The sequence below is a fragment of the Magnetospirillum sp. WYHS-4 genome (genome assembly GCA_039908345.1).
Classification (GTDB): Bacteria; Pseudomonadota; Alphaproteobacteria; order Rhodospirillales; family GLO-3; genus JAMOBD01.
In genome coordinates, this window is record JAMOBD010000013.1 from 24,477 (window position 1) to 50,741 (window position 26,265).

The following is a 26,265-nucleotide window of genomic DNA, read 5'->3' on the forward strand; positions in this document are numbered from 1 at the left end:
TCGCATTTTCGCTCGGGAATTTCCCCTCATTCACGGATGACAGGGGAGACCATCCTCCCTAAGATGCGCGGCATATGCTCCGGGGAGGATCGCCATGCATCCGAGACAGCCGAACAGGCCGGCGCGCCGGCGTTTTCTGATGGGCGCCGCGGCAAGTGCCGCCGCCGCCTGGGTCCCGTCGCGGTTTGCTATCGGCGGCGAGGCGCCGGTCCGGATCGGCATCATGCTGCCCTACACCGGGGTCTACGCCCAGCTGGGCGAGAACATCACCAGCGGACTGACGATGCGGCTCAAGGCTACCGGCGACAAGCTGGGCGGCCGGACATACGAACTCCACAAGGTCGACAGCGAGGCCAATCCCTCCAAGGCCGTCGACAACGCCACGAAATTGGTCAAGGGCAAGGATGTCGATTTCGTGGTCGGTCCGGTGCATTCCGGCGTCGCGCTCGCCATGACCAAGGTGATGGCCAAGTCGCCCAAGACCATCATGATCTGTCCCAACGCCGGGGCGGACGAATTGACGCGCGGCGCCTGCCTGCGGAACGTCTTCCGTACTTCTTTCAGCAATTGGCAAACCGGATTTTCCATGGGTGCCGAGGTGCTGAAGCGCGGCCATAGGCGCGTTGTCACCTTGACCTGGAAGTACGCCGCCGGCCAGGAGATGATGGCCGCTTTCGGCGAGAGTTTCCGTAAGGCAGGAGGCGCAGACCCGGTGGAGCAACTCTGGGTCGACTTTCCCGACGCCGAATTCCAGCCGGTGCTGACCCGCATCGCGGCCCTGAAGCCCGACGCCGTCTTTGCCTTCTTCTCCGGCTCGGGCGCGGTCAAGTTCATTCGCGACTACGACACGGCTCTGGATCGCAAGCAGATCCCTCTTTATGGCACCGGCTTTCTGACGGAGGGCGTGCTGGACGCGGTCGGCAACCACGCCGAAGGCATCGTCACCGCGCTGCATTGGGCCGAGACCCTGGATTCTCCGGAAAATCGCCTGTTCCTGGGCGACTTCCGCAAGACCACCGGCCGGATGGCCGATGTCTTCGCGGTTCAGGGATGGGATACCGGAACCCTGCTCTATCGCGCCCTGGACACGGTCAAGGGCGATACCGGCGCCACCAAGGACCTCATCCAGGCGATGGAGGATGCCGAGATTTCGGGGCCGCGCGGTGTCTGGCACATGTCCAAATCCCACAACCCGATCCAGGACTTCTACCTGCGGCAGGTCGAAGGCGGCCGCAACAAGGTCCTGGGCATCGCCCACGCCCAATTGGAAGATCCGGGCACCGGCTGCAAGATGTGACATGGACGCCTCGTTCGTCCTGATCCAGGCCTTGAACGGCGTCCAGTACGGCATTCTGCTGTTCCTGGTGGCGAGCGGTCTTACCCTGGTGTTCGGCATCATGGGCGTAATCAATCTCGCCCACGGGTCCTTCTACATGATCGGCGCCTATCTGGCCTATTGGCTGACCGCGAAGACCGGCAGCCTGGGAGGCGCCGTGGCCTTGGGCATTCCCATCGCCTTCGCCCTGGGACTGGCGGTGGAGCGCTTTGCGGTCTCCTTCCTCTATGGCCAAGACCACTTGAAGCAAGTTCTGCTGACCTATGGGCTGATCCTGGTGCTCAACGAACTGCAACGCATGCTGTGGGGAAGCGACGTTCATTCGGTGCCGGTGCCGGAGATACTGCGGGGCACCGTCCGGCTTACCGAGACCCTGTCTTATCCGATCTATCGCCTGTTCCTGTCCGCGGCCTGCTTGGCCTTGGCCGGCGGCATGGCGTGGGTGGTGCGCCGGACGCGCCTCGGCATGACCATCCGCGCCGCCGCCGCGGACCGCGAGACGGCCGGAGCCCTGGGGATCGACACCGACCGCCTGTTCTCCCTGGTCTTCGGTGCCGGTGCGGTGCTGGCGGCCCTGGCCGGAATGCTCGCCGCCCCCATCGAGTCGGTGGCGCCCGGCATGGGCGAGCAGGTGTTGGTGCTCTGCCTGGTGATCGTGGTCATCGGCGGCATCGGCTCCGTCAAGGGCGCCTTCCTGGGCGCCATGGCCATCGGCCTAGCCGACTCCTTCGGCAAGACCCTTCTGCCCGAGACCGCCGGCCTTTTCGTCTACGGCCTGATGGCTGCGGCCTTGGTCTGGCGGCCGCAAGGCCTGTTTGCCCGGGGGACCTGAGGTGCGCGCCCCGGCGATCCACGGTGCGATTCTCGCCCTGCTGCTGGCCCTGCCGCTCACGGTGGGCGAGTTCGGGCTCACCCTGGGTGCCAAGCTGGCCGCCATGGCGCTGTTCGCCATGAGCCTCGATCTGCTGGTCGGCACCGTCGGCCTGGTCAGCCTGGGCCATGCCGCCTACCTGGGCCTGGCCGCCTACGCCGCCGCCCTGCTGCCGCCGGGCTTCGCCTCCCTGCCCGCCGCCGTGGCCGCCGCCGGTCTGGCGGCACTGGTCATCGGCGCACTCTGCCTCCGGGCATCGGGAGTCTACTTCATCATGGCGACCCTGGCCTTCGCCCAGATGGCCTTCACTTTCGTCCAGGGGGCCTCCGTCCTGGGCGGGTCCGACGGGCTGCTGATCGATGCCCGCCCCCTCCTGGTGAAGGATGCCGCCGCCTTCTACCTGTTCAGCGTCGCCGTCCTCGCCGCCGGCTACGGGCTGCTGGCCTGGGTGGTGCGATCCCCTTTTGGCCGCAAGCTGGCCGGCATCCGGATGAACGAGGCACGCATGGCCTCGCTCGGCTACGCCACCTACCGTCTGAAACTCGCCGCCTTCGTCATCGCCGGGGCGGTGGCCGGGCTGGCCGGATGGCTGATGGCCTATCAGGCCGAATACGTGTCGCCGGGGCTGCTGGACTGGCGCCTGTCAGGCCTGGCGCTGATGATGGTGATCCTGGGCGGCAAGGGAACCTTGTACGGCCCGGCTATTGGCGCCGCCGCCCTGGTGCTGCTGGAGGAAGTCCTGTCCGATCTCACCGCCCACTGGATGCTGGGAATGGGGCTGTTCGTCATCCTGGCGGTGATTTTGCTGCCGCGCGGCCTGGCGGGCCTGCGGAGGCATCATGGCTGAGGTCTTGCTGGAAACCGTGGGCCTTTCGCGTGCCTTCGGCGGCCTGCATGCGGTCGCGGATCTGTCCTTGCGTGTCGAAGCCGGCCGCGTCCACGCGGTGATCGGCCCCAACGGCGCCGGAAAGACCACCCTGGTCAATCTGCTGTCCGGCCACCTCGCCCCGACGGCCGGACGCGTCCTCCTGGAAGGCCGCGACATCGCCGGCCTGCCGCCCTACCGCATCGCCCGCCTGGGGGTGGGACGTATCTTCCAGCGTACCAGCCTCTTCGCCGAGGCCACCTGCCTGGAGAACTGTTGCCTCGGTGCGGGCGGCGGGCGGGACGCCATCGGCCGGGCCCGTGCGGCCCTCGATCTCTGCGATCTGGGCGACCTGGCGGAGGTGCGCGCCGACCGCCTCAGCCATGGTGCCGCCCGTCAGCTCGAAATCGCCCTCATGCTGTCCGCCGGGCCGCGCCTGCTGCTGCTGGACGAGCCCCTGGCCGGCATGGGTGCCGAGGAATCGGTTCGCACCACCGCCCTGCTGAAAAAACTCGCCGGCGACCGCACCCTGGTGCTGATCGAACACGACATGGATGCCGTCTTCGCCTTGGCGGATACTGTCACGGTGATGGTGGACGGCCGGGCCATCGCCACCGGCAATCCGGCGGCGGTGCGCAACGACCCGGCCGTGCAGCGGGCTTACCTGGGGCATCCGGCATGACCCTTCTGGAAGCCCGGGGCCTGCATGTCTACTACGGGGAAAGCCACATCCTGCACGGCGTCGACCTGCTCATCGCGGCGGGGGAAGCGGTAGCCCTGCTGGGGCGCAACGGCATGGGCAAGACGACGACGGTGCGCGCCCTGATGGGCCTGACGCACCCGCGCCGGGGATTTGTGCGGTGGTTGGGAGAGGACATCACGGCCGCCCCTCCCTTCCGCCGTGCCCGCTCGGGCCTGGGCCTGGTGCCCGAGGGGCGAGGCATCTTCCCCAACCTGACCGTCGACGAGACCCTGGCGGTGGCAGCCCGGCCCGGCGGGGAATGGACGCGGGAAGCGGTGCTCGGCCTCTTTCCGCGCTTGGCGGAACGGCGCCATCACCCGGCCGGCAGGCTGTCCGGGGGCGAGCAACAGATGTTGGCCATCGGCCGCGCCCTGACCACCCATCCGAGGCTACTGATTCTGGACGAAGCCACGGAGGGTCTCGCACCTTTGGTGCGGGAGGAGATCTGGGCGGTGCTGCGCCGTCTGCATGCGGCCGGCCTGGCGATCCTGGTCATCGACAAGGATTTGGAGACCTTGCTGGGGCTGGTCGACCGCTGCGCCATCCTGGAAAAGGGCCGCATCGTCTGGGATGGATCGACCGCCGACTTGGCTGCGCGTCCGGACGTCCATCTGAGATATTTGGGAGTTTAGGGCGCGCCGGACTGACGGATTTGTGAACTGGTGCCCGGCGACGATCCGGGATAAATATACAGGGGTGAAACAGGGGAAAGGCGACCCATGCCCAGCAACCGGGCCGTCCAGCGGCGGCCGCTCGATCCGTCCAAGTTCCGCGATCCCCGGCTGACCGCCAAGGGCCAGGATCGGGCTGTGGTGGCGCTCACCCGCCTGCGGTGCGTCTGGTTCAATACCGGCAGTCTGTGTAATCTGAATTGTCACGGCTGCTACATGGAATCGGGTCCCACCAACGACCGTTTGCCGTTTCTGTCGGCGACCGAGGTCCGGACCTATCTGGACGAGATCGCCGCTTGCGGCCTGCCGGTCGAGGAGATCGGGCTCACGGGCGGCGAGCCCTTCATGAACAAGGACATCCTTGCCATCCTGGAAGACGCGCTGGAGCGCGGCTTCCGCGTCCTGGTGCTGACCAACGCCATGCAGCCCTTCCGGTTCCGCCGCGAAGCGGTGAAGGCCCTGAACGAGAGGTTTCCCGGCCGGCTGACGCTTCGGGTTTCCATCGACCACCCGAGCCCTGAAGGGCACGAGGCCAACCGGGGCGACGGCTCCTGGGACAAGATGCTGGAAAATATCAGGTGGATGGCTGGTAATGGTCTTTCCCTGGCCGTCGCGGCCCGCACCGGCTGGGGCGAGGCGCCCGACGTTCTGCGCGCCGGCTACGCGGCACTGTTCGCCCACCTGGGCATCCCCATCGACGTTACCGATCCACGCCGGCTGGTGTTGTTCCCCGAGATGGATGCGACCCAGGACGTCCCTGAAGTCTCGGTGCAATGCTGGGATATCTTGGGCGTCGCCCCCGACAGCATGATGTGCGCCACCTCGCGCATGGTCATCAAACGCAAGGGTGCCGACCGTCCGGTGGTCGTGCCCTGCACCCTGCTGCCCTACGATCCCCGCTTCGAACTGGGGTCCGAGCTTGCCGGCTCGGCCCAGGCCGTCTCCCTCAACCATCCCCACTGTGCCAGCTTCTGTGCGCTGGGCCGTGGGGCCTGTTCGGTGTGACCATGCCTCTCCAGCAATTGCAGACAGCATCGCCCTACGTCTCGACCACCCACGGCATCACCGTGTCCGTCGAGCCTTCCTACCTGGCCGAACAGTCGGACCCCGAGGCCCAGCATTTCGTCTGGGCCTACCACGTGCGCATCGAAAACCACAGCAGCGGCCCGGTCCGCCTGCTCACCCGCTACTGGAAGATCACCGACGCCCGCGGCACGGTGCGCGAGGTCCATGGCGACGGCGTGGTCGGCGAACAGCCGACCCTGGCGCCCGGCGAGTCCTTCGAATACACCAGCGGCACCCCCTTGCCGACCCCGTCGGGCATCATGGTCGGCACCTACGGCATGACCACGGAAAGCGGTCAGCCCATCGAAGTGGCCATTCCCGCCTTCTCCCTGGATAGCCCGCATGAACGGCGGCAGGTTCATTAGAACGGGTTGAAATCGGAAGGGACCTCCCCACATCAAGCGAAGTCTATCGCCTCCCCTTTCTTCAGGAGACCTTCCGTGCCCCCCACAAAGAAGACCTTGACCGTCGTCGATGCCGAAGGCGTGCTGAACCCTTCCGGCGTCGCTCTGCCCAGCCGCGCGGAAGCGGAGGAGGCGGTGCGGGTGCTGCTCCGCTGGGCCGGCGACGACCCGGACCGCGAGGGCCTTCGGGATACGCCGTCACGGGTAGTCAAGGCCTATGAGGAGTATTTCCAGGGCTACGCCGCCGATCCAGTCGAGCACCTCAAGCGCACCTTCGAGGAAGTGGACGGCTACGACGAGATGGTCCTCCTGAGGGATATCCGCTTCGAATCCCACTGCGAGCATCACATGGCGCCGATCATCGGCCGCGCCCACATCGCCTACCTGCCGCACCGCCGGGTGGTCGGCATCAGCAAACTGGCCCGTCTGGTGGAAATCTTCGCCAAGCGTCTGACCATCCAGGAAAAGATGACCGCCCAGATCGCCAACACGCTGAACGATATCCTGCAGCCGGAAGGCGTGGCCGTGGTCATCGAGGCGGCGCACCAGTGCATGACGACGCGCGGCGTCCACAAGCCGGGCGTCACCATGGTGACCAGCCGCATGCTGGGCGCCTTCCGCGACAATTCCTCGACCCGGCGCGAGTTCATGGCGGCCATCGGCAGCCCGCGTGGGGGCAATGGGGGGCTAGTCTGAATAATGTGAATATCCGTAGTGTGACGGACATGGCGCTTCCTTTCGGAAGGGAATGGAGCTAGAGTTCCGGCCGCATCGAGACCGGCAAGGACGTCTCTGCTTCCGCCACATAGGCTCCCTTTTCCCATGACCATGCCCTCCCAGGAGGACTCTCCCGAGTCCAACGCCGGCCGCGCCGTCGGCCTCATGTTCGCCGCCATCGGCGTGGTGTTCGGCGACATCGGCACCAGTCCGCTCTATGCCATCAAGGAAACCTTCGGCGGGCCGCATCCCCTTCCCATCGACAGGCTGCACATGATGGGCATCCTGTCCCTTGTCTTCTGGACCATCGCCAGCATCGTCACGATCAAATACGTGACGGTGATGATGCGTGCCGACAACCGCGGCGAAGGCGGCAGCCTGGCGCTGCTGGCCCTGGTCGGCAAGGCGGTGGAGAAGCGGCCCGACCTGGGGCCGGTGGTGGCGGCATTGGGTATTTTCGCCGCCGCCCTGTTCTACGGCGATTCCATGATCACCCCGGCGATCTCGGTGCTCAGCGCCGTCGAAGGCCTGGAGGTCGCCAAGCCCGAACTGGGCCGCTTCATCATCCCGATCACCATCGCCATCCTGATTTCGCTCTTCGCCATCCAGAAGCATGGCACCGGGACGGTGGGCAAGTTGTTCGGCCCAGTGATGACGCTTTGGTTTCTCGTCCTGCTGGTACTGGGGGTCCGCAATATCGCCGCCATGCCCTATGTCCTGACCGCCATCAGTCCGCACCACGCCTTCATGTTCGTCCTAGCCCACCCCTGGACCGCTTTCGTCGCCCTGGGTTCGGTGGTGCTGGCGGTGACGGGCGCCGAAGCGCTCTATACCGACATGGGGCATTTCGGCCGCTTGCCCATCCGGCTGGGCTGGTACATCCTGGTACTGCCCGCCCTGGTGCTCAACTACTTCGGCCAGGGGGCGCTGCTTCTGAAGACTCCCGGCGCCATCGAGAATCCCTTCTTCCTCATGGCCCCGCAATGGGCACTGCTGCCCCTGGTGGGGCTGGCGACGGCAGCCACGGTGATCGCCTCGCAGGCGGTCATCTCCGGCGCCTTTTCGGTGACCCGCCAAGCCATCCAGCTGGGATATCTGCCGCGTATGAACATCATCCATACCTCGGAAAGCGAGATCGGGCAGGTCTACATCCCTTTCCTCAACTGGGTGTTGATGATCGCCGTCGCGGCGCTGGTCTTCGGCTTCGGCACCTCCAGCAACTTGGCCGCCGCCTACGGTGTGGCGGTCACCGGAACGATGCTGATCGACTCCGTCCTCATCGGCATGGTTATGCTGCTGATCTGGAATTGGAGCCCCCGCAAGGCTCTGCCTTTCATCGTCCTGTTCGCCGCCGTCGACTTGGCGTTGTTTTCCGCCAACTCGTTGAAAATTCCCTATGGCGGCTGGTTTCCGCTGGCGGTGGCTTCCGTGGTCTTCCTGCTCCTCACCACCTGGAAGAAGGGCCGCGCTCTGCTGAACCGCCGATTGAGGCGGGACGCCCTGCTCCTGGAAGACTTCCTGAAGACCCTGTCGAACAACATCCCCAGGGTCAGCGGCACCGCCATGTTTCTCACCGGAACGCCGGAGGCGGTCCCCCCGGCACTGCTGCATAACCTCAAGCACAACAAGGTGCTGCACGAACGGGTGGTCTTCCTCACCGCCCGCATCGAGGAGGTGCCCACCGTTTCCGAAGAACGCCGGATCGTGTCGGAAGACCTGGACAACGGCTTCCGCCGCCTGGTCATCCGCTACGGCTTCATGGAAGAACCCAACATCACCCGCACGCTGATGCATGCCCATCAGGCACAGCTGGGGTTCTTCTTCGTGCCGCTGGCGACTTCCTATTTCCTCAGCCGCGAAATGCTGGTCCCCAGTCCGCAACCAGGCATGGTGATGTGGCGCGAACGCCTGTTCGCCTGGATGTCGCGTATGGCGGCCACGCCCATGGATTTCTTCCACCTGCCCCACAACTGCGTGGTAGAGATGGGAACCCAGGTGGAGATATGATGCCGGTCACCCCTCGCAATGACTCGTTGGCCGGTATCGAGATCTCCCTTCTGGAACGATGAGCGAATTCCGGTACCTTTCGGACGCAGCCAGGATAAGCGTCGACACTCCCCTTTCCCCAGACGAGTTGAAGGTTCTGGCCAGCCCGGAGCGCCTGATCCGCATCAACCCGATGCTGGAAATCCAGACCCTGGAACCCGATGGCGCCGACGGCCTGCATTTGGTGGCGAGGAACTTGTCGAACGGCCATGCCATCGATACGGCCATCGCCGTGGAACGGGATGGCGACACCGTCATTCTCCGCTACGATGCCGGCCTGAAAGCCCGTACCTTGCTGCAAATCGAGGCAGGCCCCACCGGCGGCGGACGCCTGATCGTCACCGACGACTACGATGCCCTGCCGGAATCCGAGCGGGCGGAGCGTGCCCCCGAGGTCGACCGCAGCCTGGTCCCCTGGGGCCACGCCCTGCACGGATACTTCCGCCTGTGGCGGCGCTGGAGTTGGCTGGGACCCTGGCGCTGGTACATGGACCGGGTCTGGCTGAACATGACGCCTTCGGGGCGGCGCATCGCCTATATGCTGTGGGCCATCACGGCTTTCGAGATCGCCGCGGCCCTGCTGCTGGCTGCGGCACTCATGGGGGAGCCCCCCCCGACCACCCGCGCCTAACCATATCCCGACCGGTCGATGTGATGCTGGTCTTGTTGAACCCGGCGCCGAAGACCTTGGTCGTGACCCACCCGTTCTGGCGGCACTCTTCCAGAGTCCTTTCAAGAATCGTCCCCTTGATGTCGTCGGCGACCGCGATATCCCCCGACATGGTCAGAAGTTCCAGAAGCAGTTGTTGTTGCGGCAGGATATGGCTCATCGCATCCCCGACATTTAACGTTCCGTCGACGAACGCATGTTAGGGGGATTCGCGGAATGTCGGCAACAGCCCTTTCAACCGATGGCGTATATCCCTGAGGTACAAGGTTCCACCGGCCGTTCGCCGGGCAATAAGGCCGCGCCGCGCCGCCGGCCGGCCAGCAGGTCGTCCAGGCCACCGCCAACCGTCGCCTCGCAGCGGCCGGCCAGGGTCTTGCGGTCGGCGAAGGCGGATGCCGCAACGGGCGGATGGAACAGGACTTCCACTTCGACGCCATCGCGCCCCAGGACGCCGATCAGATGCGGCAGGAGCTCCATGTCGCCGAACCAGGAGAAGGCCGGACGGTCTTCGGCCGCCAGGGGCCGGCCGTCGCCGTGGCGGGTGTAGGCGAGAGAGACCGGCTGTACCATCCGGCGCCCTTCGGTCGCCGCGAACAGGCCGCTGCGGAAGGGCAGAACCCGATTGCCGTCGCTGCTGGTACCTTCCGGGAACAGGACGAGACGCTCGCCGCCCGACAGGCGGGCCGCCATCCGCTCGCTTTCCTTGCCGGCGGCGGCACGGCGCCGGGAAACGAAGACCGTTCCCCCAAGATGGGCGATAATCCCGAACAAGGGCCAGCGGGCCACCTCGGCCTTGGCGACGAAGGCGGCGTCCAGCAACCGCCCCAGCACCAGGATGTCCAGGTAGGAGGCATGGTTGGCAACGTAGAGCGTTCCGGCGGCCTCCGACGGCCGGCCGGAAACCCGGAGCGCAATCCCCAGGATGTCGCAACAGCCGGAAAACCAGAGCGCGGCGACACGCCGCCGGGCGCCGAAAGGAAGCACCGCCAGGTAGACCGGCAATAGAAGACCGGTCAGGCCGAGGAACAGCGCCCCACGGCGCAGGACCCTGGTCACGGCCGGGCCTCCTCGCCCGTCGGACGGCTGGCGTAGTGCTTGAGGTAGCGCCCGGTAACCTGGGCGGTCTCGACAACCACGCAAACGTCGATGGTGTTGAATTGCGTGTCGATCACCGCACCTTCGCCGACCATTCCACCCAACCGCAGATAGCCCTTGACCAAGGGAGGCAGGGCCGCCTTGGCCGCCTTCTCGTCCAGATCGCGCCGCGGCAACAGGTCCATGTCCACCGCCTGCGGCCCCAGCGCGCTCGGCCGCAACTGGCGCGGCGCCCGGTGGCAATGGTGCAGATAGCTGAAGGCCTGGGCGTGGGCCGCCGGATCGATGCCGGGGAAGCTGGCGCAGCCGAACATCCAGCCCACCTCGTGGCGGAACACGTACTCGGCCAAGCCGCGCCAGAGGATCTGCATCACGGCCCCGCCCCGATAGGCGGGATGGACGCAGGACCGGCCCAGTTCCATCACCTCGCCGGTGCAAGACATCAGAGGCCCAAGGTCGAATTCCCCGGCCGTGTAGAATCCCTGCCCGCGTCCCAGGGCGGAACGCCGCCGCAGGCGGTAGGTGCCGACCACGAAAGGCGAGGCCTCGCGCTGATCGATGTCGATCACCAGTAGGTGGTCGCAAAGTTCGTCGAAGCGGTCGAAGTCGCGCCGCAGGCGTTCCATTTCCGGCGTCGGCCGGGCGCCCATCTCGTCGTAGAAGACATGGTAGCGGAGCGCCTGTGCCGCATCCAGGTCCAGGGCGGTTTCCGCCAAGCGGACCTCGAAGTTCCCGAATCGCATGGACTGCATGGATACACCTCCGTCAGATGCGATAACATAAAGTCGTCTCATAGATACATTCCCTGAAACCGTAACTTCTTGATTATTGTTCCATTGTGGATTTGTGATCGTCGCGTTGCGGTTCGGAGACAAGGCCTCTACCATGGAGGCGCCGTTTCACCTCGGGAGATCGCCCCCATGCCCGCACTCCACGTTGTTCTCGCCGTCCTGGCCGTTCTCGCCACAGCCCTACCCGCCCTGGCCGGCCTGCCCATGCTGGACGAAAAGCGCGGAGTGCTGACCATTGCCCCGGTGGTCGAGAAGGCCACGCCCGCCGTAGTCAACATCTCGGTGGCGACCCGCGAGGCCGCCGATAGCAACCCCCTCTACCAGGACCCCTTCTTCCGCCGCTTCTTCGGCGCCCCGGAGCGTCAGGAAAGGGATTCCATGAGCGCCGGCTCGGGCGTCATCGTCGATGCCGCCAAAGGCTACGTGCTGACCAACCATCATGTGGTGGAAGGCGCCTCCGACGTCACGGTCACCCTGAAGGACGGCCGGGCCCTGAAGGCCAAGCTGGTGGGCAGCGATCCGGAAACCGATATCGCCCTGCTGCAAGTCAAGGCAGACCGCCTCCAGGCCCTGCCCTTCGGCAGTTCCGACAGCCTGCAGGTGGGCGATCTGGTGATCGCCATCGGTAATCCCTTCGGCCTGGGCCAGACGGTAACCTCGGGCATCGTCAGCGCCCTGGGGCGTAGCGGCCTCGGCATCGAGGGCTACGAGGATTTCATCCAGACCGACGCCTCGATCAACCCCGGCAACTCGGGCGGCGCGCTGATCGATTCGCGGGGCGAACTGGTAGGGATCAACACCGCCATCCTGGGCCCCAGCGGCGGCAACATCGGCATCGGCTTCGCGGTGCCGGTCGCCATGGCGCGCTCCGTGATGGACCAGTTGGCCCAGAACGGCCAAGTACGGCGCGGCATCATCGGCGTCGCCATCCAGGACGTCACGCCCGAGATCGCCGAAGCCATGGGGTTGGCGCGACATGGCGGCGCCCTGGTCACCAAGGTGGAAAAAGGCACTTCGGCCGAGGCGGCCGGACTCAAACAGGGCGACGTCATCATCGCGCTGGATGCTCGCCCGATCAAGGATGCCGGCGATTTACGCAACCGCGTCGGCATGATGCGGGTGGGCGACGCGGTGGAGGTCGTCTACCTGAGGGGAGGCCGGGAACTCCGGGCCGTGATGAAGGTCGGGGCGCGCAAGGCCGCCGCCGACGCCCGGCCCGACGCCAAAGCCGGCAAGGACGGAGACATTCCCGTCTACCGGTTCGCCGGGGCCCGCTTCGCCCCCCTGCTGCCGGGAGCACCCGGATTCGGCATCGTGGAAGGCGTCCTGGTGCTGCAGATCGACCCGGCCGGCAAGGCGGCGGCGGCCGGACTCGCCCAGGGCGATATCGTGGTCGCGGTGGACCGCCAGCCGGTGCGAAATCCGCTGGAGATGGCCGCCGCCGTGGATCGCCTTGAAGGGCCGGTACCCCTGGCCGTGCTAAGAAACGGTTCCCGCTTATCCATCGTAGTTCGCTGACCGGGGTCGTCTTTCTCTTCCGTTGCGGAAGCGTTGTCCGTAGAATGGCCTCCATGGCGGCCTACAATCTGGAACGCTTGAACTTCCTGATCGTCGACGACAACCGGCACATGCGCATGCTGGTGAAGACGATCTTGCACGCCCTGGGCGCCAAGAACGTGGTCGAGGCCGAGGACGGCGCCGACGCCTTCCGCGAGATGCGCACCTTCCCAGCCGACATCGTGATCTGCGACTGGAACATGGAACCCCTGGACGGACTCGACTTCGTGCGCCTGGTCCGCACGGGCAAGGACAGCCCCAACCCTTTCGTACCGATCATCATGCTGACCGGCCACACGGAAATGAACCGGGTGGTCGAAGCCCGCGATGCCGGGGTCAACGAGTTCATGGCCAAGCCCATCTCGGCCCGCGCCCTGTTCGCCCGCATCCAGCAGATCATCGAAAAGCCCCGGCCTTTCGTGCGCACGAAGCGCTATTTCGGCCCCGACCGCCGACGCAAGATCAAGGGCAACTACAATGGCCCGGAACGTCGCAAGGAAGGAATGCCGAGTTCCAGCGAATCGGCCGGGGCCCTCAGCCAGGACGAAATCAACAAGCTGCTGAACGGCTAATCGTTCCTCGTCTTCCTGAGTCCGTCCCAGTAGGTGAGGCGTTTGGCGATCTCGCGTTCGAAGCCGCGTTCGCCCGGCTGGTAGAACCGTTGGCGGGCCATGCCTTCCGGGAAGTAGTCCTGGCCCGAGAATCCTTCCTCGGTATCGTGGTCGTAGACATAGCCGTCGCCGTATCCCATATCCTTCATCAGCCGCGTGGGCGCGTTCAGGATATGCTTGGGCGGCATCAGCGAGCCGGTCTCGCGCGCCGCCCTTTTCGCCGCCCCCGCCGCCTTGTAGGCGGCGTTCGACTTGGGCGCCGTGCCCAGATAGACGACCAATTGCACCAGCGCCAGTTCCCCTTCGGGCGACCCCAATCTCTCGTAGGCCTCCCAGGCGGCGATGGCCTGGGGCAGCGCGTTTGGATCGGCCAGCCCCACATCCTCGACGGCGAAGCGGGTCAGGCGCCGGGCGATGAAGCGCGGGTCCTCACCGCCTTCCAGCATGCGGGCGAACCAGTAGAGCGCCGCATCGGTATCCGAGCCCCGCAAGGACTTGTGCAGCGCGCTAATCAGGTTGTAGTGGCCTTCCTGGGCCTTGTCGTAGAGCGGCATGCGCCGCTGCACCGCCTTGGTGAGTGCCGCCGTATCAAGAAGCGGCGCGGGCGGCAGGGCGAACAGAATCTCCGCCATGTTGAGCAGGTAGCGCCCATCGCCGTCAGCCATGGCCCGCAGGGCGGCGCGGGCATCGGGCTCCAGGGGCAGGCTTCGGCATTCCGCCGCCTCGGCACGGCCGAGCAGTTCCTCCTGCGCCTCGTCGGACAGGCGATTGAGCACCAGAACCCGGCAACGTGACAACAGGGCCGCGTTCAGTTCGAACGACGGATTCTCGGTGGTGGCCCCCACCAGAATCACTGTCCCATCTTCGACATAAGGAAGGAATCCATCCTGCTGGGACCGGTTGAAACGGTGGATTTCATCGACGAATAGCAGGGTTCCCTGCCCGATTCGGCGGCGCTGGCGGGCGGCGTCGAAGATCTTCCGCAGATCGGCCACCCCCGAGAAGACCGCTGACAGCGGCTCGAAATGCAGATCGGTGCGTTCCGCCAGCAGGCGGGCGATGGTGGTCTTGCCCGTACCCGGTGGGCCCCAGAGGATGATCGACGCCAGCTTGCCGCTCGCCACCATGCGCCCCAAGGGCCCGTCGCCGGCCAACAGGTGCCCCTGGCCCACCACCTCGTCCAGTGCCCTGGGGCGCAGGCGGTCGGCCAGGGGGCGGGGAGCCCGGGATTCGAAAAGCGTGCTCACCGCCCGACCATCAGTTCCAGTATCTTGTCGCCGCGCCGGATGGCCATCTTCCAGCGCGCCACGCCCTCGCCCAACAGCCCCTTGAGCTGCCTGACCGATTCGATGCGGGTACCGTTGATCTCGACCATGCGGTCCCCCGGCTTGAAGCCAAGGCGGGCCGCCGTGCCGCCCCGCTTGATCCGGAGCAGAATGACACCGCCGCCCACCTCGTCCAGGCCCATCTCGTCGGCCAGAGCCGGCGACAGATTGGCGACCACCGCTCCCTCCAAGGGGCTGGCTCCGGACAGCACCGTCTCCTCGCGCGCCGGCACCTCGGGAGGGGAGAGCAGCGGCAGGGCCAGCGTCAGGCGGTCGCCACGCCGCCAGACCAGCAGCTGCGCCGTCCCGCCCACCGGCAGAGTGGCGATGCGGAAACGCAGTTCGCGCGGATTGTCGATGGCTCGGCCGTTGACCTCGAGAACCACATCGCCCGGAATCAGGCCCGCCTTCTGGCCGGCCCCGCCGGCATGGACCTCGCCCACCAAGACGCCGGTCGGACGCGGCAAGCCGAAGGCGGCGGCCAAATCCGGGTTGACCGCCTGGCCCGCGACCCCCACCCAGGGCCGCACCACCTTGCCTCCGGCCGCCAAGCCGGACACCACGGAGCGCACCATGTTGGACGGCGTGGCGAAGCCGATGCCCATGTAGCCGCCGTTCTTCGAGAAGATGGCGGTGTTGATGCCCACCACGCGGCCGTCCATGGCGATCAGGGCGCCGCCCGAATTGCCGGGATTGATGGCGGCATCGGTCTGGATGAAGGACCCCAGGTCCGAGATGCCCACTTGGGTGCGGGCAAGGGCGGAGACGATGCCGCCGGTTACCGTCTGTCCGACGCCGAAGGGATTGCCGATGGCGAGTACCAGGTCGCCCACCTCCAGGTCGTCGGAATCGCGCAGTTCCAGATAGGGCAAGGGCTCCTTGCCGGAATCGACCTTCAGCACCGCGAGGTCGGTGCGCTCGTCGGCACCCGCCAGCTTGGCCTGGAACTCGCGGCGATCGGCCAGCACCACGGTGATCTCCTCGGCGCCCTCGATGACGTGATGGTTGGTGACGATCAGCCCGTCGGGCCGCAGGATAACCCCGGAGCCCAAGGAGTTCTGCACCTTCTCGCGCGGCGGGCCCAAGGCCCCCAGGTCCTCGCCGAAGAAGCGGCGGAAGAAGGGGTCGTCGAACAGCGGCGCCACCTGGCGGGTCCGCACCGTCTTCTTCGTATAGATGTTGACCACTGCCGGCGCCGTGCGCTTGACCAGGGGCGCGTAGGACAACTGGACGTCCGCCCGGTCCATGGGCACTTGGCGCTGCTGCGCGCCAGCCGGCAAGGCGATGGCCAGGGCGGCCAGGACGATGGCAATGGTCTTCCTCACGGCGGAGTCTCCTCGGCTGAACGAGACCGAAGCTTAGCACCGCTCCCGCCGGGGCGTAATAGCAATGGGGGGAAGGCGTGCCGCTCGCCCTGCCGTCCGCATCACTCCCCTTCGGGAGGGCGCGGACGGCGGATCACCTTGGGCGCCCAGGCCTTGGTGGCCGGCTGGGCGGCCGGAGGATGCGGTTGCTTGGGGCGCTTGGGCTTGGTCAAGCCCAGGTGGGCGAGCATCGCCTCTTCCTCGGTCTGTCCTTCCGGTTCGGCTCGCGCCACCACCTCGGCCGGATCGGCGGCCCGCGGTTTCCATGCCTTGATGGTGACCGGGCGACCATCCTGGGTGCGGAAGACCTTCGGCTTGACCACCTGCTGCACGCCGGGCGTCTGTTCCGCCCGCGCCACCGACAGCCGCATGGCGTCCAAGGGAATTTCGCTGCGCGGCCCCCGCTGGAAAGCATGCTTGTAGGCCAGCATCTCCTTGGTCATCTTGGTCAGCTTGTCGGCAGAATAATGGCCGAAACGCCGCCAGACACTATAAAGAAAGGTCTCCACGTCCTCGGGCAGGAAAAGCTCGGCATCGACATCGGGCCGTCCTTTCGAGAAGGCGGCGAAGACATTGGGTTCGATGGGCCCCATTTCGTCGGCGACGAAGACCGCCGGCATCAGCGCCCGTCCCTCCGAGACCACGGCGAAGTAGGCTTGCGCCAGGAACATCAGCCGATGGAGCTTCTGCGGCTGCAGATACTCGTTGGCATTCAGCGCCGTGTCGGCGAACCAGAAGGCGATGTCGAATGCTGTCCTGACGGCGGCCGTCATCTCGATCCTGTCGTCCCTGCCTTAGGATCGCCATGATACCATCGTCGAATGCACCTCGCGCAAGGGAGAAGCGGATGACCACGGGGACAAGACGGCGACTTCTCGGAACGGCGGCAGGGCTGATCGCCTTGGCCGCCTTCGGCGCCGCCACCCTATCCCCCCGCCTGCCCGGAATCGCCGAGAGCGCCGCCCTGGCCGCCCTGGCCAGGGCCGGATTCCCCGAGGCCGCCCTGAGTCTGGACGGAATCGGATGGAGCCGTCTGACGGCCGCCGACCTGCGCCTCGCGCCCGGTGCCCCCTCCATCCGTCGTCTGGAGATCGACTTCTCGCTCTGGGATATTCTCGTCGGCCGCCGCGTCCTGGACCGGGTGGTCGTGGTCGGCCTCGACCTGCCCCTCGTCACGGATGGTTCGGGAATCAGGGTGGCCGGTCTGCCCAACCCCGCGGCCGACGGCGGAGACTCATTGTGGACGCTCAACAGCCTGGTCCTGGACGATGCCATCCTTCGGCTGGAAGGCGCGTCCCCAGCCGTGACACCTTTGCGCCTGGACGGAAAAATCGACCGCGGCGACGACGGATGGAACTTCTTCGGCCGCCTGAACGCGGCCGAGGCACGGTTAACCCTGGAGTTCTCCGGTCGCCATAGCGGGACCGAGGGCGCGGCGCAATTGGAGCTCAAGCCGGTCCATTTCGTCCCCGGCCGCCTTCAGCCCCGGGATATCTCCCCGGCCTACGCCGCCGCCATCCAAGACCTGACGGCCACCGTCTCCGGCAAGGGACCCTTGCGCTGGAATGCCAAGGGACTACAGGGAGACTTGCGAATCGACCTCGCCGATGGAAGCGTCGACCTGGGCGGCCTGCGGCTGGAGAAGATCGCGGGTGGCCTGCGTCTTCTCGCCCTTAATGACGTGCGCCTGGACGGCCTGACCGTCCAAACCGCCCAGGGGACCTTTACCGTCGCCCCCATGACGCTTCTGGCACCCAAGCCCGGCCGGCACGAAGGCAGAATCGTCCTGAACGGCGTTTCCGCCCAGGCGTTGCTGGACGCCTTCCAGGTTTCCCACACAGCCGTGGATGGCCGACTGCAGGGAACCATTCCCTTCGCCCTCGACCACGGTCGTCTGGTGGTGGCGGATGGGAACTTGGAGACCGCGTCTCCGGGCACGCTGCACTATGCGCCGCCCGCTCCACCCGCCGCGTTGCAAGCGGGCGGCGGAGGGGCTAGTCTCATGCTGTCGGCCCTCAAGAATTTCCATTACGAGGAACTGCGCCTGACGGCCGACAGGGGATCGGATGGGGAATGGCAGGCCCGCATCCGTTTGGCGGGAAGAAATCCAGAATTGCTGGAGGGACGCCCCTTCGAGTTCAACATCAACATCGGCGGCGCGCTGGATGCCATCCTGCGTCATGGGCTCGAGGGTTGGCGGCTCCCTCAGGCCTTGGCCGACGCCCTCGTCCGCCAGGGAACGAATTGACATGGACCGCATGCGGGAATGGATTCTGGCATCCGCAAGCCTGTTGGTATTGACGGCCTGCGAACCGCGGGTAACGGTGGAGGCTCCCGACAAGCCGATCACCATCAACCTGAACATCAAGATCGAGCACGAACTCCGCGTAAAGCTTGAGAAAGATGTCGATGACCTAATCACGAAGAAGAAGGAGCTGTTCTGATGGCCAAGACCACAAAACGGACCCTTCCCCTCCTGGCGGCCGCCATTGCCCTTCTTCTTTCCCTGCCCGCTTTCGCCCAGAGCCTGGGCGACGCCAAGAGCCAGGGATTGGTTGGGGAACGACCAGACGGATACGTCGGCGCCGTCAAGAGCCTACCGTCCAGCGTCAAGAGTCTGGTGGACGACGTCAACGCTCAGCGTCGCGCCAATTACGAGGATATCGCCCGGAGACAGAACACGAGCCGTTCCGCCGTCGAAGCGGTGGCAGGAACACGCCTGCAAGACATGACCGCGCCGGGCGGCTTCATCCAGGACACGTCGGGAGGGTGGCGGCGGAAATAACCCGCCTCAACCCACTTCATCGGCCATGGCGTACCACAGGCCGTCGTTACCTTGGCAGGCAGTGCCTTCGCCCGATTCCACCGTCTCTCCCACCGCCAGGGTGGCGCGGTAGTCGCGGCAAAGTTCGCCCGACTGCATCCGGTAGCTGCGGGTCGGCCGGAAAATGCCGCTGGCCCCGGTCGCCGGGTTCTGCCAGCCGTGCACCTCGCCGTCGCGGCCCTTGCTCAGGGCCCGCTTGGCGGCGTCGTCATGCATGGACCAATCCGAGGATTCCAAGCGGCGAGCCACCACATAACCCGCCCCGGCACCGACCAAAGCCGCCCCGGTAATAATCAAGGTGCGTCCCATGCCGCCCCCGAACTGGGCGCCGATCAAGCCACCCGCGGCGCCGCCGAGAGCCGCGCCAAGCAGGCCGCTGGAATTCACCTTCATGTTTTCAGTAGCGCATCCGACCAAAGAAAGGGCCAGTACCGCAACCACGACTTTCTTCATGGCCAACTCCTCTCGATCCCATTCTGGTTTACGAGCCGGGGGTTAATATTATCTGAATCGAGCCGAATCTCGAAGGAATTTCGTAGAGACGCCCGTCAGCGCGCCGATTCGTCCGGGCTTGGCGGCAGAAGGGGCGACTCGCCAGGCCCGGAATAGGACCAGTTGTACGGCCCTGTCGCCGTCTCGCCGCCGGCCCGGGCTCCCGTCCAGGAAGAACCGCTTCCACCGTCGCAGGCAAAAAAGGCGGCTGCGAAAGTTGCCGGGCATTTGGTCCGGGTGTGGCGGACGAAGCGCGCCGTCTTTCCGTGCTTGCCGCAAGTCTCGCCGGCCATGCGACGGACTTCCTCGGGCGTCGTGGCCTTGGCGCTGTAGCAGATGGTGACGTTTCGTCGTTCGACGGGCTCCTGCCTGAAGGTCTCGGAATCCCGATTGAACTCATCGGGATTGTGGACATAGGGCGGCAAGGCACAGCCAGCCCCTCCCCCCAGAACGATAAGTGACAGCAGAACGACGGCGAGGCCACGAGACTTCATGGCCCTTCTATAGCCTTTTCCGAACCGGTTGGGCAATCGGCGGTGTAATGGCCTCATTCCCCTTCGTAGACCTCCCGCCCCACCGCCATCCAGGGGGGCGACTGGGCGGAGATGAGGGCAAAGGCCGGACAGGTCGGGCGGTGGGCGCCCGGCAGGTAGCCGATGCTCATCAGGAACTCGTTGACCACCTCGCCCCCCATGAAAACGAAGGTCTTCTTGAACAGCCTTACCCAATCGTCCTTGTGCCGCGGATGATTCCCGGCAATCCAGGCGGCAAAGTCCCCGTGGCTGTCGCGGAGCGCCCGGACACGCCGCGCATTCTCGATGACGGCGGCCACCTTTCGGCGATTGCGGATGATGCCCGCATCGCCCAGCAGACGAGCGACATCGGCCTCGCCATAGGCGGCAACCCGGTCGACCGCAAAGCCCTCGAAGGCGGCATGGATGAACGGACGTTTTTTGAGGACGATTTCCCAGGATAGGCCAGCCTGGAATATCTCCAGACTCAGGCGCTCGAACAACCCCGCCTCATCGACCAGGGCAAAGCCGTATTCCCGATCATGGTAGTCCCCATGCACGGGATGGCCCGGGGCAAGGTCGCAGTACCAGGACACCTAACGCAGAGCCGTCTGCAGCAGGGACTGGAGTTCCTCCAGTTCTCCCAGGGCGGCGGACAGGTCGGCCTTGCGTTTTTCCTTGTCCGGCGAGGGCGGAATGGATGGAGGCGCTGCCGAGTCGACCGCCACGACGGCGGGAGCCGGCGTCTCGACAGGTGGAGCCACCGGATAAACCACAGGGCCACGCCGGGGTTGCTCCGCAGCGGCGAACAGGTCGGCGGCCGGAACCCGCGGCGGCTCGGGAATCAATTCGGGGACCTTCGCCTTGTCGCCCGGCGTCCCCTGGCGCAGCAGTTTCTGCACGCCCTTGATGGTATATCCTTCCTCGTGCAGCAGGGTCCGGATGCGCCGCAAAAGCACCACATCCTCGGGCCGATAGTAACGGCGACCGCCCCCCCGCTTCAGGGGACGGACCAGGGGAAACTTGGTTTCCCAGAACCGCAGCACGTGTTGCGGCAATTCCAGCTCGAAGGCCACCTCGCTGATGGTGCGGAAGGCCTCGGGGGACTTGCCCTCGCGGCGCGGCTCGTCGATGTCGTCTTTTTCGGGGTTCATGCCGACGCAGGCCCGCTTACGCGGGCTTCCGCTTGCGGTTGATGTGCGACTTCAAGACCTGTGACGGCCGAAAGACCAGGACCTGGCGCGGGAGAATGGGAACCTCCTGGCCGGTCTTGGGATTGCGCCCGATCCTCTGCCCCTTCTTGCGAACTGAAAAGCTGCCGAAGGAGGAAATCTTGACGGTTTCCCCGTGCACCAGGGCCTCGGAAATGGCACCCAGCACCTGTTCCAGAAGTTCCGCCGACTCGTTACGCGACAGCCCCACTTCCTGGTAGACCGCCTCGCTAAGCTGCGCCCTCGTGATGGTTCTTCCAGCCATACCCGCCCCTCGTCCGGAAGCCTGTCCTGGGAGACAGCCTATCCTTCCCGAAGAAACCCGTCAATATCAAAGGGATGGGATACGACTTTACCAGCGGGCCAGGGCCGCCCCCCAGGTGAAGCCGCCACCCATGGCTTCCATGAGGACCAGATGGCCCTCCCGGATGCGGCCGTCGCGCACCGCTTCATCCAGAGCGAGCGGTATGGAGGCTGCGGAAGTATTGGCATGCCTCTCGACCGTCACGACCACCTTTTCAGGCGGCATCTTGAGCTTCCGCGCGGTCGACTCGAGAATGCGCCGGTTGGCCTGATGGGGTACCAGCCAGTCCAGGTCCTCGGATATGAGGCCATTGGCGTCGAGGGCTTCCTTGACCACCTGAGCCAGGTTGGTCACCGCATGACGAAAGACTTCCTGCCCGGCCATTCGCACGAACCCCATGGAGCGGGTCGACGACGGCCCCCCGTCCATGTAGAGCAAGTCTTCCAACCGTCCGTCGGCGTGTAGATGGGTCGACAGGATGCCGTGGCGGCCGTCGGCTTCGGCACGTAGAACCACGGCGCCGGCACCATCGCCGAACAGGACGCAGGTGTTGCGGTCGCTCCAGTCGAGCAGGCGGGAAAAGGTCTCGGCACCGATCACCAGGGCCGTCTTCACCTGGCCGGAGCGGATGAAGCTATCGGCCGTCGCCAGGGCGTAGATGAAACCCGAACAGACCGCCTGCACGTCGAAGGCAAAGCTTCCCGTCGCGCCGATTTGCGCCTGCACCCGCACCGCCGTGGCGGGAAAGGTTCGGTCGGGAGATGTGGTGCCCAGTACGATCAGGTCAAGGTCGGCCGCGGCGACGCCGGCCATCTCCAAAGCCTTTAGCGCGGCCTCGCGGGCCAAGTCCGATGTCATCTGACCTTCGGCGGCGATGCGGCGCTCGCGAATGCCGGTGCGTTCCCGGATCCACTCGTCCGAAGTATCGACCCGTTTCGCCAGTTCGTCATTGGTGACGACGTGCTCCGGCAGGTAGGAGCCGCTGCCGACGATCCGGGCGCGCAACGTCATGTCGCCCCCCCTACCTCTTGCGGGGCGGACGCTTGGTGCCGACCGAGTTGGGCGAAGTCCTCGCGGATGGAATCGACCAAGCCGTCGCGTGCCATCTCGGCCGCCACCTTGATGGCGTTGGCGAATCCCAGAGCATCGGTTCCGCCGTGGCTTTTGACGCAGATGCCCTTCAGCCCCAGGAACATGGCGCCGTTGTAGCGGCGGGGATCGACCCGCCTGCGGAAGGAGTCCAGGGCCGGCTTGGCCAGCAGCGTGCCCAGCTTGGCGGCAAACGAACTGGTCAGCGCCTCCTTGAGAAAGGCACCCAGCATCTTCGCGATGCCTTCGGCGGTCTTCAGTGCCACGTTGCCGGTGAAGCCGTCGGTGACGATCACGTCCACCGTGCCGGCACCGATGTCGTCACCTTCCACAAAGCCGTGGAAGCGGATGGGCAGGGTACTTTCGGAAAGAATCTGCGCCGCCTTCTTGACGGCGTCGCTGCCCTTCATTTCCTCGGTACCGACATTGAGGATTCCGATGGAGGGTTGCTTCAGCCCCAGCACGTTGCGGGCGAACACCTCGCCCATCACGGCGAACTGGACCAGATTATCCGCATCGCAGTCCACGTTGGCGCCCAGATCGAGCATCACGGACTCGCCGCGCCGGGTCGGGAAATAGGTAGCGATGGCCGGGCGATCGATGCCGGGCAGGGTCTTCAGGACGAATTTAGCCATGGCCATCAGGGCCCCGGTATTGCCAGCCGAGATCACCCCTGCCGCCTCTCCGGTGCCCACGGCGTTGATGGCAAGCCGCATGCTGGATTGCCGCCGGCCACGCAGGGCTTGGCTGGGTTTCTCGTCGTTGGGCACGACATCGTCGGTATGGCGGATATCGGAAGCCGCCGCCACGGCCGGGAAGCGGGCCAGCAACGGCTCCAGCCGCTCCCGGTCACCGAATAGCAGAAAGCGCACGCCCGGATCTTTCCGGAGCGCCAAGTCGATACCTTCAATGACCATGTCGGGAGCGTGATCGCCGCCCATGGCGTCCAGGGACAGGGTAATGCACTCGGGCACAGGCCAAATCCCCCCGCTGCCGCCCCCTCCTCGCTTATCGAGGATCAGGCGGTGGTGGCGACCAGTTCGCGCCCGTCATACTGCCCACAGGCGGGACAAACATGATGCGGCCGCTTCAGTTCGCCGCAATTGGGGCACTCATGATAGGAAGAACTCTTGAGAGCATGGTGGGCGCGACGCATGTTGCGGCGCGACTTCGACACTTTCTTCTTGGGAACAGCCATCGGCGTAACTCGCTTTGTCGGAAAGGACCGGTCGTGCGGAAGGCGCCCTACTTAAACAATTCCGCAGGCAAGGGCAAGGAGATTGGCGGCAGGGATCATCCCTTTTTTTTCAGTTCCGCCAGAACGGCGAAAGGATTGGCCGGCTTGGCTTCCGCCGCCTCGCCGGTCGAGTAGCCGGTGAAAACGGCTCCGGGCGCCCTTGGAAAGAGATCGATCTCCAGGCCGAACTGCCCCGCCACGGCCTCGCCCAGGTCGATGACGCCGTCGGTGATGGGCTCCGGCAGTTCGTTCGCCCCGATCTCCTCTTCCATAGGTTCGTCGCGCTCCGGAGCGGGCGGGGCGAACAGAAGTTCGAAGGATGTCGCCACCTCGGCGGTCACGGGCGCCAGGGTGACCACGCAGCTCTGGGTGAGGCGGGCCGATAGTTCGCCCCGAACCCTCACGCGCCCCCCCGCGATGGGCATCAGGGACAGAGTCGCCTCGAGCATTTCCAAGGATACCAAGTCGAAGCGCCGCGCCAGCGCCGCACGCTCCTCATCGGTAGCCGCCAAGCGCCGCTCGCTCTCGCCGGGCGGCAAGTCCTCGACGCGCAGGGGCCGCGAGAACTCGGGCGGCGGGACGGGCTCGTGCAAGGTCATGGGATGTCTCCCTCGAAAGGTGGAAAGGCGGCGCGGCCAGCCATCAGGTCCGCCAGCGTCTGCGCCTCCAGGGCCGCCGTCGCCGTCGCCAGGTAACGCGCCACGGCCGCCACCTGGACGTCTTGCGGCAGGGTGCCGCGGAAAAGGTTGCGTCGCAGGGCTTCGCCCAGGGACGCCCCCCCTTCCGCCAGGCCCCGGTCGTAGGCGGCGATGCGCCCGTAGAAGGCTTTGGCCATCTCCTTGATCCGCTTGCCCACAACCAAGTCGCCGACGCCGATCTCGCGCAGGTTATGGTCCATGTCCTCGAACATGCGATCGAACAAAGCCTGGGATAGCGGGGCCGCGGACTCGCCGTCCCGCTTCAGTCGGCGCAGCAGCAGGTAGACCTGCAACGCCACCATGTCGAAGCGGCCGTCCAGGCTGTCCGGAACCCCGCCCCGCCCATAGAATTCCGGCCGGCGCGCCTGGGCCACCGCAGCCGCGTAGAGGGCGGAAGCCGGCCCGGCGAGAGGGTTCTTCTGGCGGAACAAGTGCAGGATCATTCGGCAGACGCGTTGACAAAGGGGGTAGACCGACTATCCTCTAGCACATGCGGACTTGTCATACGAGCATCACCCTGCGGGCGCTGGCCCTGGCCGCCGTGGTTCTGTCCATCGGTTGTTCACCGCGCATCGATTCCCGCGGGAACCTTCCCGATCCGGAACGCTTGGCCGAGATCAAGGCCGGCCAGATCACCAAGGACGAGGTGCTGGAAAACCTGGGATCGCCGTCCAGTATTGGGGCTTTCGACGAGGAAACCTGGTACTACGTCAGCGAGCGGACGGAAACCAACGTCTTCTTTGCCCCCGAGGTCAAGGACCGCAAGGTCCTGGTGCTCAAGTTCGACAAGAAGGGCACCCTGGCCGACATCCGCCAGTTGGGTTACGAGGATGGATACGCAGTCCGCCCCATCCAACGCGAAACCCCGACCGGCGGCAATGAAGTCGGGATGTTCGAACAGCTGTTCGGCAACATCGGCCGCTTCAACAAGGACAGCCGCAAAGGCGGCGGTGGCGGCGGCGGCGAGTAATCCCCCCGCAATGACCTGAACCCAAGGCGGCCCTGGTGGGTTGAATTCACGGCGACGCGGGCCAGCGCCGGGCGCCGTGAAGAACGTGGAGAACTTGAACTCCCATCGGCGCTTCGCGGTAGACCACCACGTAAGGAGTTCCGTCCACGACCAATTCCCGGGCGCCGGCAACCCGGCCCGGCCGCCCGAGCCCCGGGAACTCGCCCAGCCGATCGACGCAGGCAAAGACCCTTGCCGCCATGTTCCGGGCGGCCCCCGGATCGTCCTTGGCGATGTGGTCCGCCTGGGCGTCGAGGTTCAAGAGCGCCCGGCGCGTCCAGCGGACGATCACGCCCGCCATTTGGCACGCACCCCCGCCACCGCTTCGGCGTCGGCGAAGTCTCCGGTGTCGGCCTCCGCGATCCCTTGCCGGACCTCTTCGACGAACCATGTCTCGTGGTCCACGAAGGAGGCGAGCGCCTTCTCGACCACCCAACTCTTGGGACGGTCCAGCGCCAGCGCCAGAGCTTCCACCCGGTGGGCCAAATCTTCCGGTACGCGTACCGAGACGGATGCGGTCTTGGGTGCCATTGCCTCTCGCCTGTATGAGTGTTGCATACAACTCCGTACATTGTGACACCCGGCTATCGGTTTGTCGAGAGCCGGCTCGGACCCTGTCGGCTCGGCCCCTGCGGGGCTCCGCCGCCCTTGCCCCCTCCCCATGCTGGTGGCAGGATTGGCGCATGCGTATTTGGCTTGCCTCGCTTCTGGTCCTGTTTCTTGCCGCCGGGACGGTTCGGGCCGATCCGGCGGCGGAGG

Annotated in this window: 34 protein-coding genes; 16 read left to right on the forward strand and 18 right to left on the reverse strand. The window is 65.8% G+C overall.

Annotated features, from left to right (window positions below; all coding sequences use genetic code 11):
• The first annotated feature begins 139 nt into the window (after nucleotides 1-139).
• The 10 genes from H7841_06025 to H7841_06070 all read left to right on the forward strand — a co-directional run bounded on the left by H7841_06025 (nucleotide 140) and on the right by H7841_06070 (nucleotide 9,348).
• A complete protein-coding gene (locus H7841_06025; GenBank protein ID MEO5336434.1) occupies nucleotides 140-1,297 on the forward strand; it encodes an ABC transporter substrate-binding protein in 1,158 nt (385 codons plus the stop codon).
• A gap of 1 nt (nucleotide 1,298) precedes the next feature.
• Nucleotides 1,299-2,168, forward strand: a complete 870-nt coding sequence (locus H7841_06030; GenBank protein ID MEO5336435.1) for a branched-chain amino acid ABC transporter permease — start codon at nucleotides 1,299-1,301, stop codon at nucleotides 2,166-2,168.
• Nucleotide 2,169: 1 nt separating this feature from the next.
• Entirely contained in the window at nucleotides 2,170-3,054 is an 885-nt protein-coding gene (locus tag H7841_06035) for a branched-chain amino acid ABC transporter permease (GenBank protein MEO5336436.1), read from the forward strand.
• Nucleotides 3,047-3,754: an ABC transporter ATP-binding protein gene (locus H7841_06040; protein MEO5336437.1), complete on the forward strand. Its 708-nt coding sequence runs from the start codon at nucleotides 3,047-3,049 to the stop codon at nucleotides 3,752-3,754. Before H7841_06035 ends, H7841_06040 begins: the two co-directional genes overlap by 8 nt.
• Complete coding sequence (locus H7841_06045) at nucleotides 3,751-4,446, forward strand: ABC transporter ATP-binding protein (GenBank protein MEO5336438.1); 696 nt, start codon at nucleotides 3,751-3,753, stop codon at nucleotides 4,444-4,446. The genes H7841_06040 and H7841_06045 overlap by 4 nt, the downstream gene beginning before the upstream one ends.
• An 87-nt stretch (nucleotides 4,447-4,533) precedes the next feature.
• Nucleotides 4,534-5,490, forward strand: coding sequence for a radical SAM protein (locus H7841_06050; protein ID MEO5336439.1), 957 nt, complete (start codon nucleotides 4,534-4,536; stop codon nucleotides 5,488-5,490).
• Nucleotides 5,491-5,492: 2 nt separating this feature from the next.
• On the forward strand, nucleotides 5,493-5,915 hold the full coding sequence (gene apaG / locus H7841_06055; protein MEO5336440.1) for a Co2+/Mg2+ efflux protein ApaG: 423 nt from the start codon (nucleotides 5,493-5,495) through the stop codon (nucleotides 5,913-5,915).
• A gap of 96 nt (nucleotides 5,916-6,011) precedes the next feature.
• A complete protein-coding gene (folE, locus tag H7841_06060; GenBank protein MEO5336441.1) occupies nucleotides 6,012-6,650 on the forward strand; it encodes a GTP cyclohydrolase I FolE in 639 nt (212 codons plus the stop codon).
• Between the two features lie 126 nt (nucleotides 6,651-6,776).
• Complete coding sequence (locus H7841_06065; protein ID MEO5336442.1) at nucleotides 6,777-8,678, forward strand: potassium transporter Kup; 1,902 nt, start codon at nucleotides 6,777-6,779, stop codon at nucleotides 8,676-8,678.
• 58 nt (nucleotides 8,679-8,736) lie between these two features.
• Nucleotides 8,737-9,348 (forward strand): hypothetical protein, encoded by a 612-nt coding sequence (locus H7841_06070; GenBank protein MEO5336443.1) that lies wholly within the window; start codon nucleotides 8,737-8,739, stop codon nucleotides 9,346-9,348.
• On the opposite strand, the gene H7841_06075 is transcribed toward H7841_06070, so the two are convergent.
• The 3 genes from H7841_06075 to H7841_06085 form a co-directional block, all read right to left on the reverse strand.
• A complete protein-coding gene (locus H7841_06075) occupies nucleotides 9,314-9,547 on the reverse strand; it encodes a hypothetical protein (protein ID MEO5336444.1) in 234 nt (77 codons plus the stop codon). The two genes, H7841_06070 and H7841_06075, sit on opposite strands and share 35 nt — an antisense overlap.
• Before the next feature lie 74 nt (nucleotides 9,548-9,621).
• Nucleotides 9,622-10,443: a 1-acyl-sn-glycerol-3-phosphate acyltransferase gene (locus H7841_06080; protein ID MEO5336445.1), complete on the reverse strand. Its 822-nt coding sequence runs from the start codon at nucleotides 10,441-10,443 to the stop codon at nucleotides 9,622-9,624.
• On the reverse strand, nucleotides 10,440-11,234 hold the full coding sequence (locus H7841_06085) for a GNAT family N-acetyltransferase (GenBank protein ID MEO5336446.1): 795 nt from the start codon (nucleotides 11,232-11,234) through the stop codon (nucleotides 10,440-10,442). The genes H7841_06080 and H7841_06085 overlap by 4 nt, the downstream gene beginning before the upstream one ends.
• Before the next feature lie 168 nt (nucleotides 11,235-11,402).
• Here H7841_06085 and H7841_06090 point away from each other — a divergent pair, with 168 nt between their 5' ends.
• Both H7841_06090 and H7841_06095 read left to right on the forward strand, forming a co-directional pair.
• Nucleotides 11,403-12,791 carry a Do family serine endopeptidase gene (locus H7841_06090; GenBank protein MEO5336447.1) on the forward strand — a complete coding sequence of 463 codons (1,389 nt, stop codon included), beginning with the start codon at nucleotides 11,403-11,405 and terminating at the stop codon, nucleotides 12,789-12,791.
• Between the two features lie 53 nt (nucleotides 12,792-12,844).
• Complete coding sequence (locus tag H7841_06095) at nucleotides 12,845-13,402, forward strand: response regulator (GenBank protein MEO5336448.1); 558 nt, start codon at nucleotides 12,845-12,847, stop codon at nucleotides 13,400-13,402.
• On the opposite strand, the gene H7841_06100 is transcribed toward H7841_06095, so the two are convergent.
• The 3 genes from H7841_06100 to H7841_06110 form a co-directional block, all read right to left on the reverse strand.
• Nucleotides 13,399-14,688, reverse strand: a complete 1,290-nt coding sequence (locus H7841_06100; GenBank protein ID MEO5336449.1) for a replication-associated recombination protein A — start codon at nucleotides 14,686-14,688, stop codon at nucleotides 13,399-13,401. The genes H7841_06095 and H7841_06100 overlap by 4 nt on opposite strands.
• Nucleotides 14,685-16,091 carry a DegQ family serine endoprotease gene (locus H7841_06105; protein MEO5336450.1) on the reverse strand — a complete coding sequence of 469 codons (1,407 nt, stop codon included), beginning with the start codon at nucleotides 16,089-16,091 and terminating at the stop codon, nucleotides 14,685-14,687. Before H7841_06105 ends, H7841_06100 begins: the two co-directional genes overlap by 4 nt.
• Before the next feature lie 101 nt (nucleotides 16,092-16,192).
• Nucleotides 16,193-16,903: a DUF4065 domain-containing protein gene (locus H7841_06110; protein ID MEO5336451.1), complete on the reverse strand. Its 711-nt coding sequence runs from the start codon at nucleotides 16,901-16,903 to the stop codon at nucleotides 16,193-16,195.
• A 74-nt stretch (nucleotides 16,904-16,977) separates the two neighbouring features.
• Between H7841_06110 and H7841_06115 the strand changes: the two genes are divergently transcribed.
• Genes H7841_06115 through H7841_06125 form a run of 3 tightly spaced genes read left to right on the forward strand, consistent with a single transcriptional unit; the run spans nucleotide 16,978 to nucleotide 18,915 of the window.
• Complete coding sequence (locus H7841_06115; GenBank protein ID MEO5336452.1) at nucleotides 16,978-18,378, forward strand: YdbH domain-containing protein; 1,401 nt, start codon at nucleotides 16,978-16,980, stop codon at nucleotides 18,376-18,378.
• Between the two features lies 1 nt (nucleotide 18,379).
• Nucleotides 18,380-18,574 carry a YnbE family lipoprotein gene (locus H7841_06120; protein MEO5336453.1) on the forward strand — a complete coding sequence of 65 codons (195 nt, stop codon included), beginning with the start codon at nucleotides 18,380-18,382 and terminating at the stop codon, nucleotides 18,572-18,574.
• Nucleotides 18,574-18,915, forward strand: a complete 342-nt coding sequence (locus H7841_06125; protein ID MEO5336454.1) for a YdbL family protein — start codon at nucleotides 18,574-18,576, stop codon at nucleotides 18,913-18,915. Before H7841_06120 ends, H7841_06125 begins: the two co-directional genes overlap by 1 nt.
• A 6-nt stretch (nucleotides 18,916-18,921) precedes the next feature.
• Here the strand turns inward: H7841_06125 and H7841_06130 are convergent, their stop codons facing one another.
• From H7841_06130 to H7841_06175, 10 genes are all read right to left on the reverse strand, one after another.
• Nucleotides 18,922-19,407, reverse strand: coding sequence for an RT0821/Lpp0805 family surface protein (locus tag H7841_06130; protein MEO5336455.1), 486 nt, complete (start codon nucleotides 19,405-19,407; stop codon nucleotides 18,922-18,924).
• A 95-nt stretch (nucleotides 19,408-19,502) separates the two neighbouring features.
• Nucleotides 19,503-19,940, reverse strand: coding sequence for a hypothetical protein (locus tag H7841_06135; GenBank protein ID MEO5336456.1), 438 nt, complete (start codon nucleotides 19,938-19,940; stop codon nucleotides 19,503-19,505).
• A 53-nt stretch (nucleotides 19,941-19,993) separates the two neighbouring features.
• Complete coding sequence (locus tag H7841_06140) at nucleotides 19,994-20,554, reverse strand: DNA-3-methyladenine glycosylase I (protein MEO5336457.1); 561 nt, start codon at nucleotides 20,552-20,554, stop codon at nucleotides 19,994-19,996.
• Nucleotides 20,555-21,112: a MerR family transcriptional regulator gene (locus H7841_06145; GenBank protein ID MEO5336458.1), complete on the reverse strand. Its 558-nt coding sequence runs from the start codon at nucleotides 21,110-21,112 to the stop codon at nucleotides 20,555-20,557.
• Between the two features lie 16 nt (nucleotides 21,113-21,128).
• Nucleotides 21,129-21,434, reverse strand: a complete 306-nt coding sequence (locus H7841_06150; protein MEO5336459.1) for an integration host factor subunit alpha — start codon at nucleotides 21,432-21,434, stop codon at nucleotides 21,129-21,131.
• Nucleotides 21,435-21,521: 87 nt separating this feature from the next.
• Nucleotides 21,522-22,478, reverse strand: coding sequence for a ketoacyl-ACP synthase III (locus tag H7841_06155; protein ID MEO5336460.1), 957 nt, complete (start codon nucleotides 22,476-22,478; stop codon nucleotides 21,522-21,524).
• 2 nt (nucleotides 22,479-22,480) lie between these two features.
• Entirely contained in the window at nucleotides 22,481-23,536 is a 1,056-nt protein-coding gene (gene plsX, locus H7841_06160) for a phosphate acyltransferase PlsX (GenBank protein MEO5336461.1), read from the reverse strand.
• Between the two features lie 44 nt (nucleotides 23,537-23,580).
• Complete coding sequence (rpmF, locus tag H7841_06165; protein ID MEO5336462.1) at nucleotides 23,581-23,760, reverse strand: 50S ribosomal protein L32; 180 nt, start codon at nucleotides 23,758-23,760, stop codon at nucleotides 23,581-23,583.
• A gap of 95 nt (nucleotides 23,761-23,855) precedes the next feature.
• Nucleotides 23,856-24,398, reverse strand: a complete 543-nt coding sequence (locus H7841_06170; protein ID MEO5336463.1) for a DUF177 domain-containing protein — start codon at nucleotides 24,396-24,398, stop codon at nucleotides 23,856-23,858.
• On the reverse strand, nucleotides 24,395-24,940 hold the full coding sequence (locus H7841_06175; GenBank protein MEO5336464.1) for a ubiquinol-cytochrome C chaperone family protein: 546 nt from the start codon (nucleotides 24,938-24,940) through the stop codon (nucleotides 24,395-24,397). Before H7841_06175 ends, H7841_06170 begins: the two co-directional genes overlap by 4 nt.
• Before the next feature lie 47 nt (nucleotides 24,941-24,987).
• Between H7841_06175 and bamE the strand changes: the two genes are divergently transcribed.
• A complete protein-coding gene (gene bamE / locus H7841_06180; GenBank protein MEO5336465.1) occupies nucleotides 24,988-25,467 on the forward strand; it encodes an outer membrane protein assembly factor BamE in 480 nt (159 codons plus the stop codon).
• A 46-nt stretch (nucleotides 25,468-25,513) separates the two neighbouring features.
• Here bamE and H7841_06185 read toward each other — a convergent pair whose 3' ends face one another.
• Both H7841_06185 and H7841_06190 read right to left on the reverse strand, forming a co-directional pair.
• The gene (locus tag H7841_06185; GenBank protein ID MEO5336466.1) at nucleotides 25,514-25,807 is read right to left on the reverse strand and encodes a type II toxin-antitoxin system RelE/ParE family toxin; all 294 of its coding nucleotides are present in this window, start codon (nucleotides 25,805-25,807) and stop codon (nucleotides 25,514-25,516) included.
• Nucleotides 25,795-26,037, reverse strand: coding sequence for a ribbon-helix-helix protein, CopG family (locus H7841_06190; GenBank protein ID MEO5336467.1), 243 nt, complete (start codon nucleotides 26,035-26,037; stop codon nucleotides 25,795-25,797). Before H7841_06190 ends, H7841_06185 begins: the two co-directional genes overlap by 13 nt.
• Nucleotides 26,038-26,265 lie beyond the last annotated feature (228 nt).

Coding starts and splice junctions, on each gene's coding strand:
- H7841_06115 (MEO5336452.1), top strand. CDS start 16,978: ATGACCACGGGGACAAGACGGCGACTTCTCGGAACGGCGGCAGGGCTG.
- H7841_06190 (MEO5336467.1), bottom strand. CDS start 26,037: ATGGCACCCAAGACCGCATCCGTCTCGGTACGCGTACCGGAAGATTTG.
- H7841_06150 (MEO5336459.1), bottom strand. CDS start 21,434: ATGGCTGGAAGAACCATCACGAGGGCGCAGCTTAGCGAGGCGGTCTAC.
- H7841_06110 (MEO5336451.1), bottom strand. CDS start 16,903: ATGACGGCCGCCGTCAGGACAGCATTCGACATCGCCTTCTGGTTCGCC.
- H7841_06075 (MEO5336444.1), bottom strand. CDS start 9,547: ATGAGCCATATCCTGCCGCAACAACAACTGCTTCTGGAACTTCTGACC.
- H7841_06145 (MEO5336458.1), bottom strand. CDS start 21,112: ATGAACCCCGAAAAAGACGACATCGACGAGCCGCGCCGCGAGGGCAAG.
- H7841_06085 (MEO5336446.1), bottom strand. CDS start 11,234: ATGCAGTCCATGCGATTCGGGAACTTCGAGGTCCGCTTGGCGGAAACC.
- bamE (MEO5336465.1), top strand. CDS start 24,988: ATGCGGACTTGTCATACGAGCATCACCCTGCGGGCGCTGGCCCTGGCC.
- H7841_06050 (MEO5336439.1), top strand. CDS start 4,534: ATGCCCAGCAACCGGGCCGTCCAGCGGCGGCCGCTCGATCCGTCCAAG.
- H7841_06065 (MEO5336442.1), top strand. CDS start 6,777: ATGACCATGCCCTCCCAGGAGGACTCTCCCGAGTCCAACGCCGGCCGC.
- H7841_06125 (MEO5336454.1), top strand. CDS start 18,574: ATGGCCAAGACCACAAAACGGACCCTTCCCCTCCTGGCGGCCGCCATT.
- H7841_06170 (MEO5336463.1), bottom strand. CDS start 24,398: ATGACCTTGCACGAGCCCGTCCCGCCGCCCGAGTTCTCGCGGCCCCTG.
- H7841_06040 (MEO5336437.1), top strand. CDS start 3,047: ATGGCTGAGGTCTTGCTGGAAACCGTGGGCCTTTCGCGTGCCTTCGGC.
- apaG (MEO5336440.1), top strand. CDS start 5,493: ATGCCTCTCCAGCAATTGCAGACAGCATCGCCCTACGTCTCGACCACC.
- H7841_06135 (MEO5336456.1), bottom strand. CDS start 19,940: ATGAAGTCTCGTGGCCTCGCCGTCGTTCTGCTGTCACTTATCGTTCTG.
- H7841_06045 (MEO5336438.1), top strand. CDS start 3,751: ATGACCCTTCTGGAAGCCCGGGGCCTGCATGTCTACTACGGGGAAAGC.
- H7841_06095 (MEO5336448.1), top strand. CDS start 12,845: ATGGCGGCCTACAATCTGGAACGCTTGAACTTCCTGATCGTCGACGAC.
- H7841_06185 (MEO5336466.1), bottom strand. CDS start 25,807: ATGGCGGGCGTGATCGTCCGCTGGACGCGCCGGGCGCTCTTGAACCTC.
- H7841_06030 (MEO5336435.1), top strand. CDS start 1,299: ATGGACGCCTCGTTCGTCCTGATCCAGGCCTTGAACGGCGTCCAGTAC.
- H7841_06130 (MEO5336455.1), bottom strand. CDS start 19,407: ATGAAGAAAGTCGTGGTTGCGGTACTGGCCCTTTCTTTGGTCGGATGC.
- H7841_06090 (MEO5336447.1), top strand. CDS start 11,403: ATGCCCGCACTCCACGTTGTTCTCGCCGTCCTGGCCGTTCTCGCCACA.
- H7841_06025 (MEO5336434.1), top strand. CDS start 140: ATGGGCGCCGCGGCAAGTGCCGCCGCCGCCTGGGTCCCGTCGCGGTTT.
- H7841_06070 (MEO5336443.1), top strand. CDS start 8,737: ATGAGCGAATTCCGGTACCTTTCGGACGCAGCCAGGATAAGCGTCGAC.
- H7841_06175 (MEO5336464.1), bottom strand. CDS start 24,940: ATGATCCTGCACTTGTTCCGCCAGAAGAACCCTCTCGCCGGGCCGGCT.
- rpmF (MEO5336462.1), bottom strand. CDS start 23,760: ATGGCTGTTCCCAAGAAGAAAGTGTCGAAGTCGCGCCGCAACATGCGT.
- H7841_06120 (MEO5336453.1), top strand. CDS start 18,380: ATGGACCGCATGCGGGAATGGATTCTGGCATCCGCAAGCCTGTTGGTA.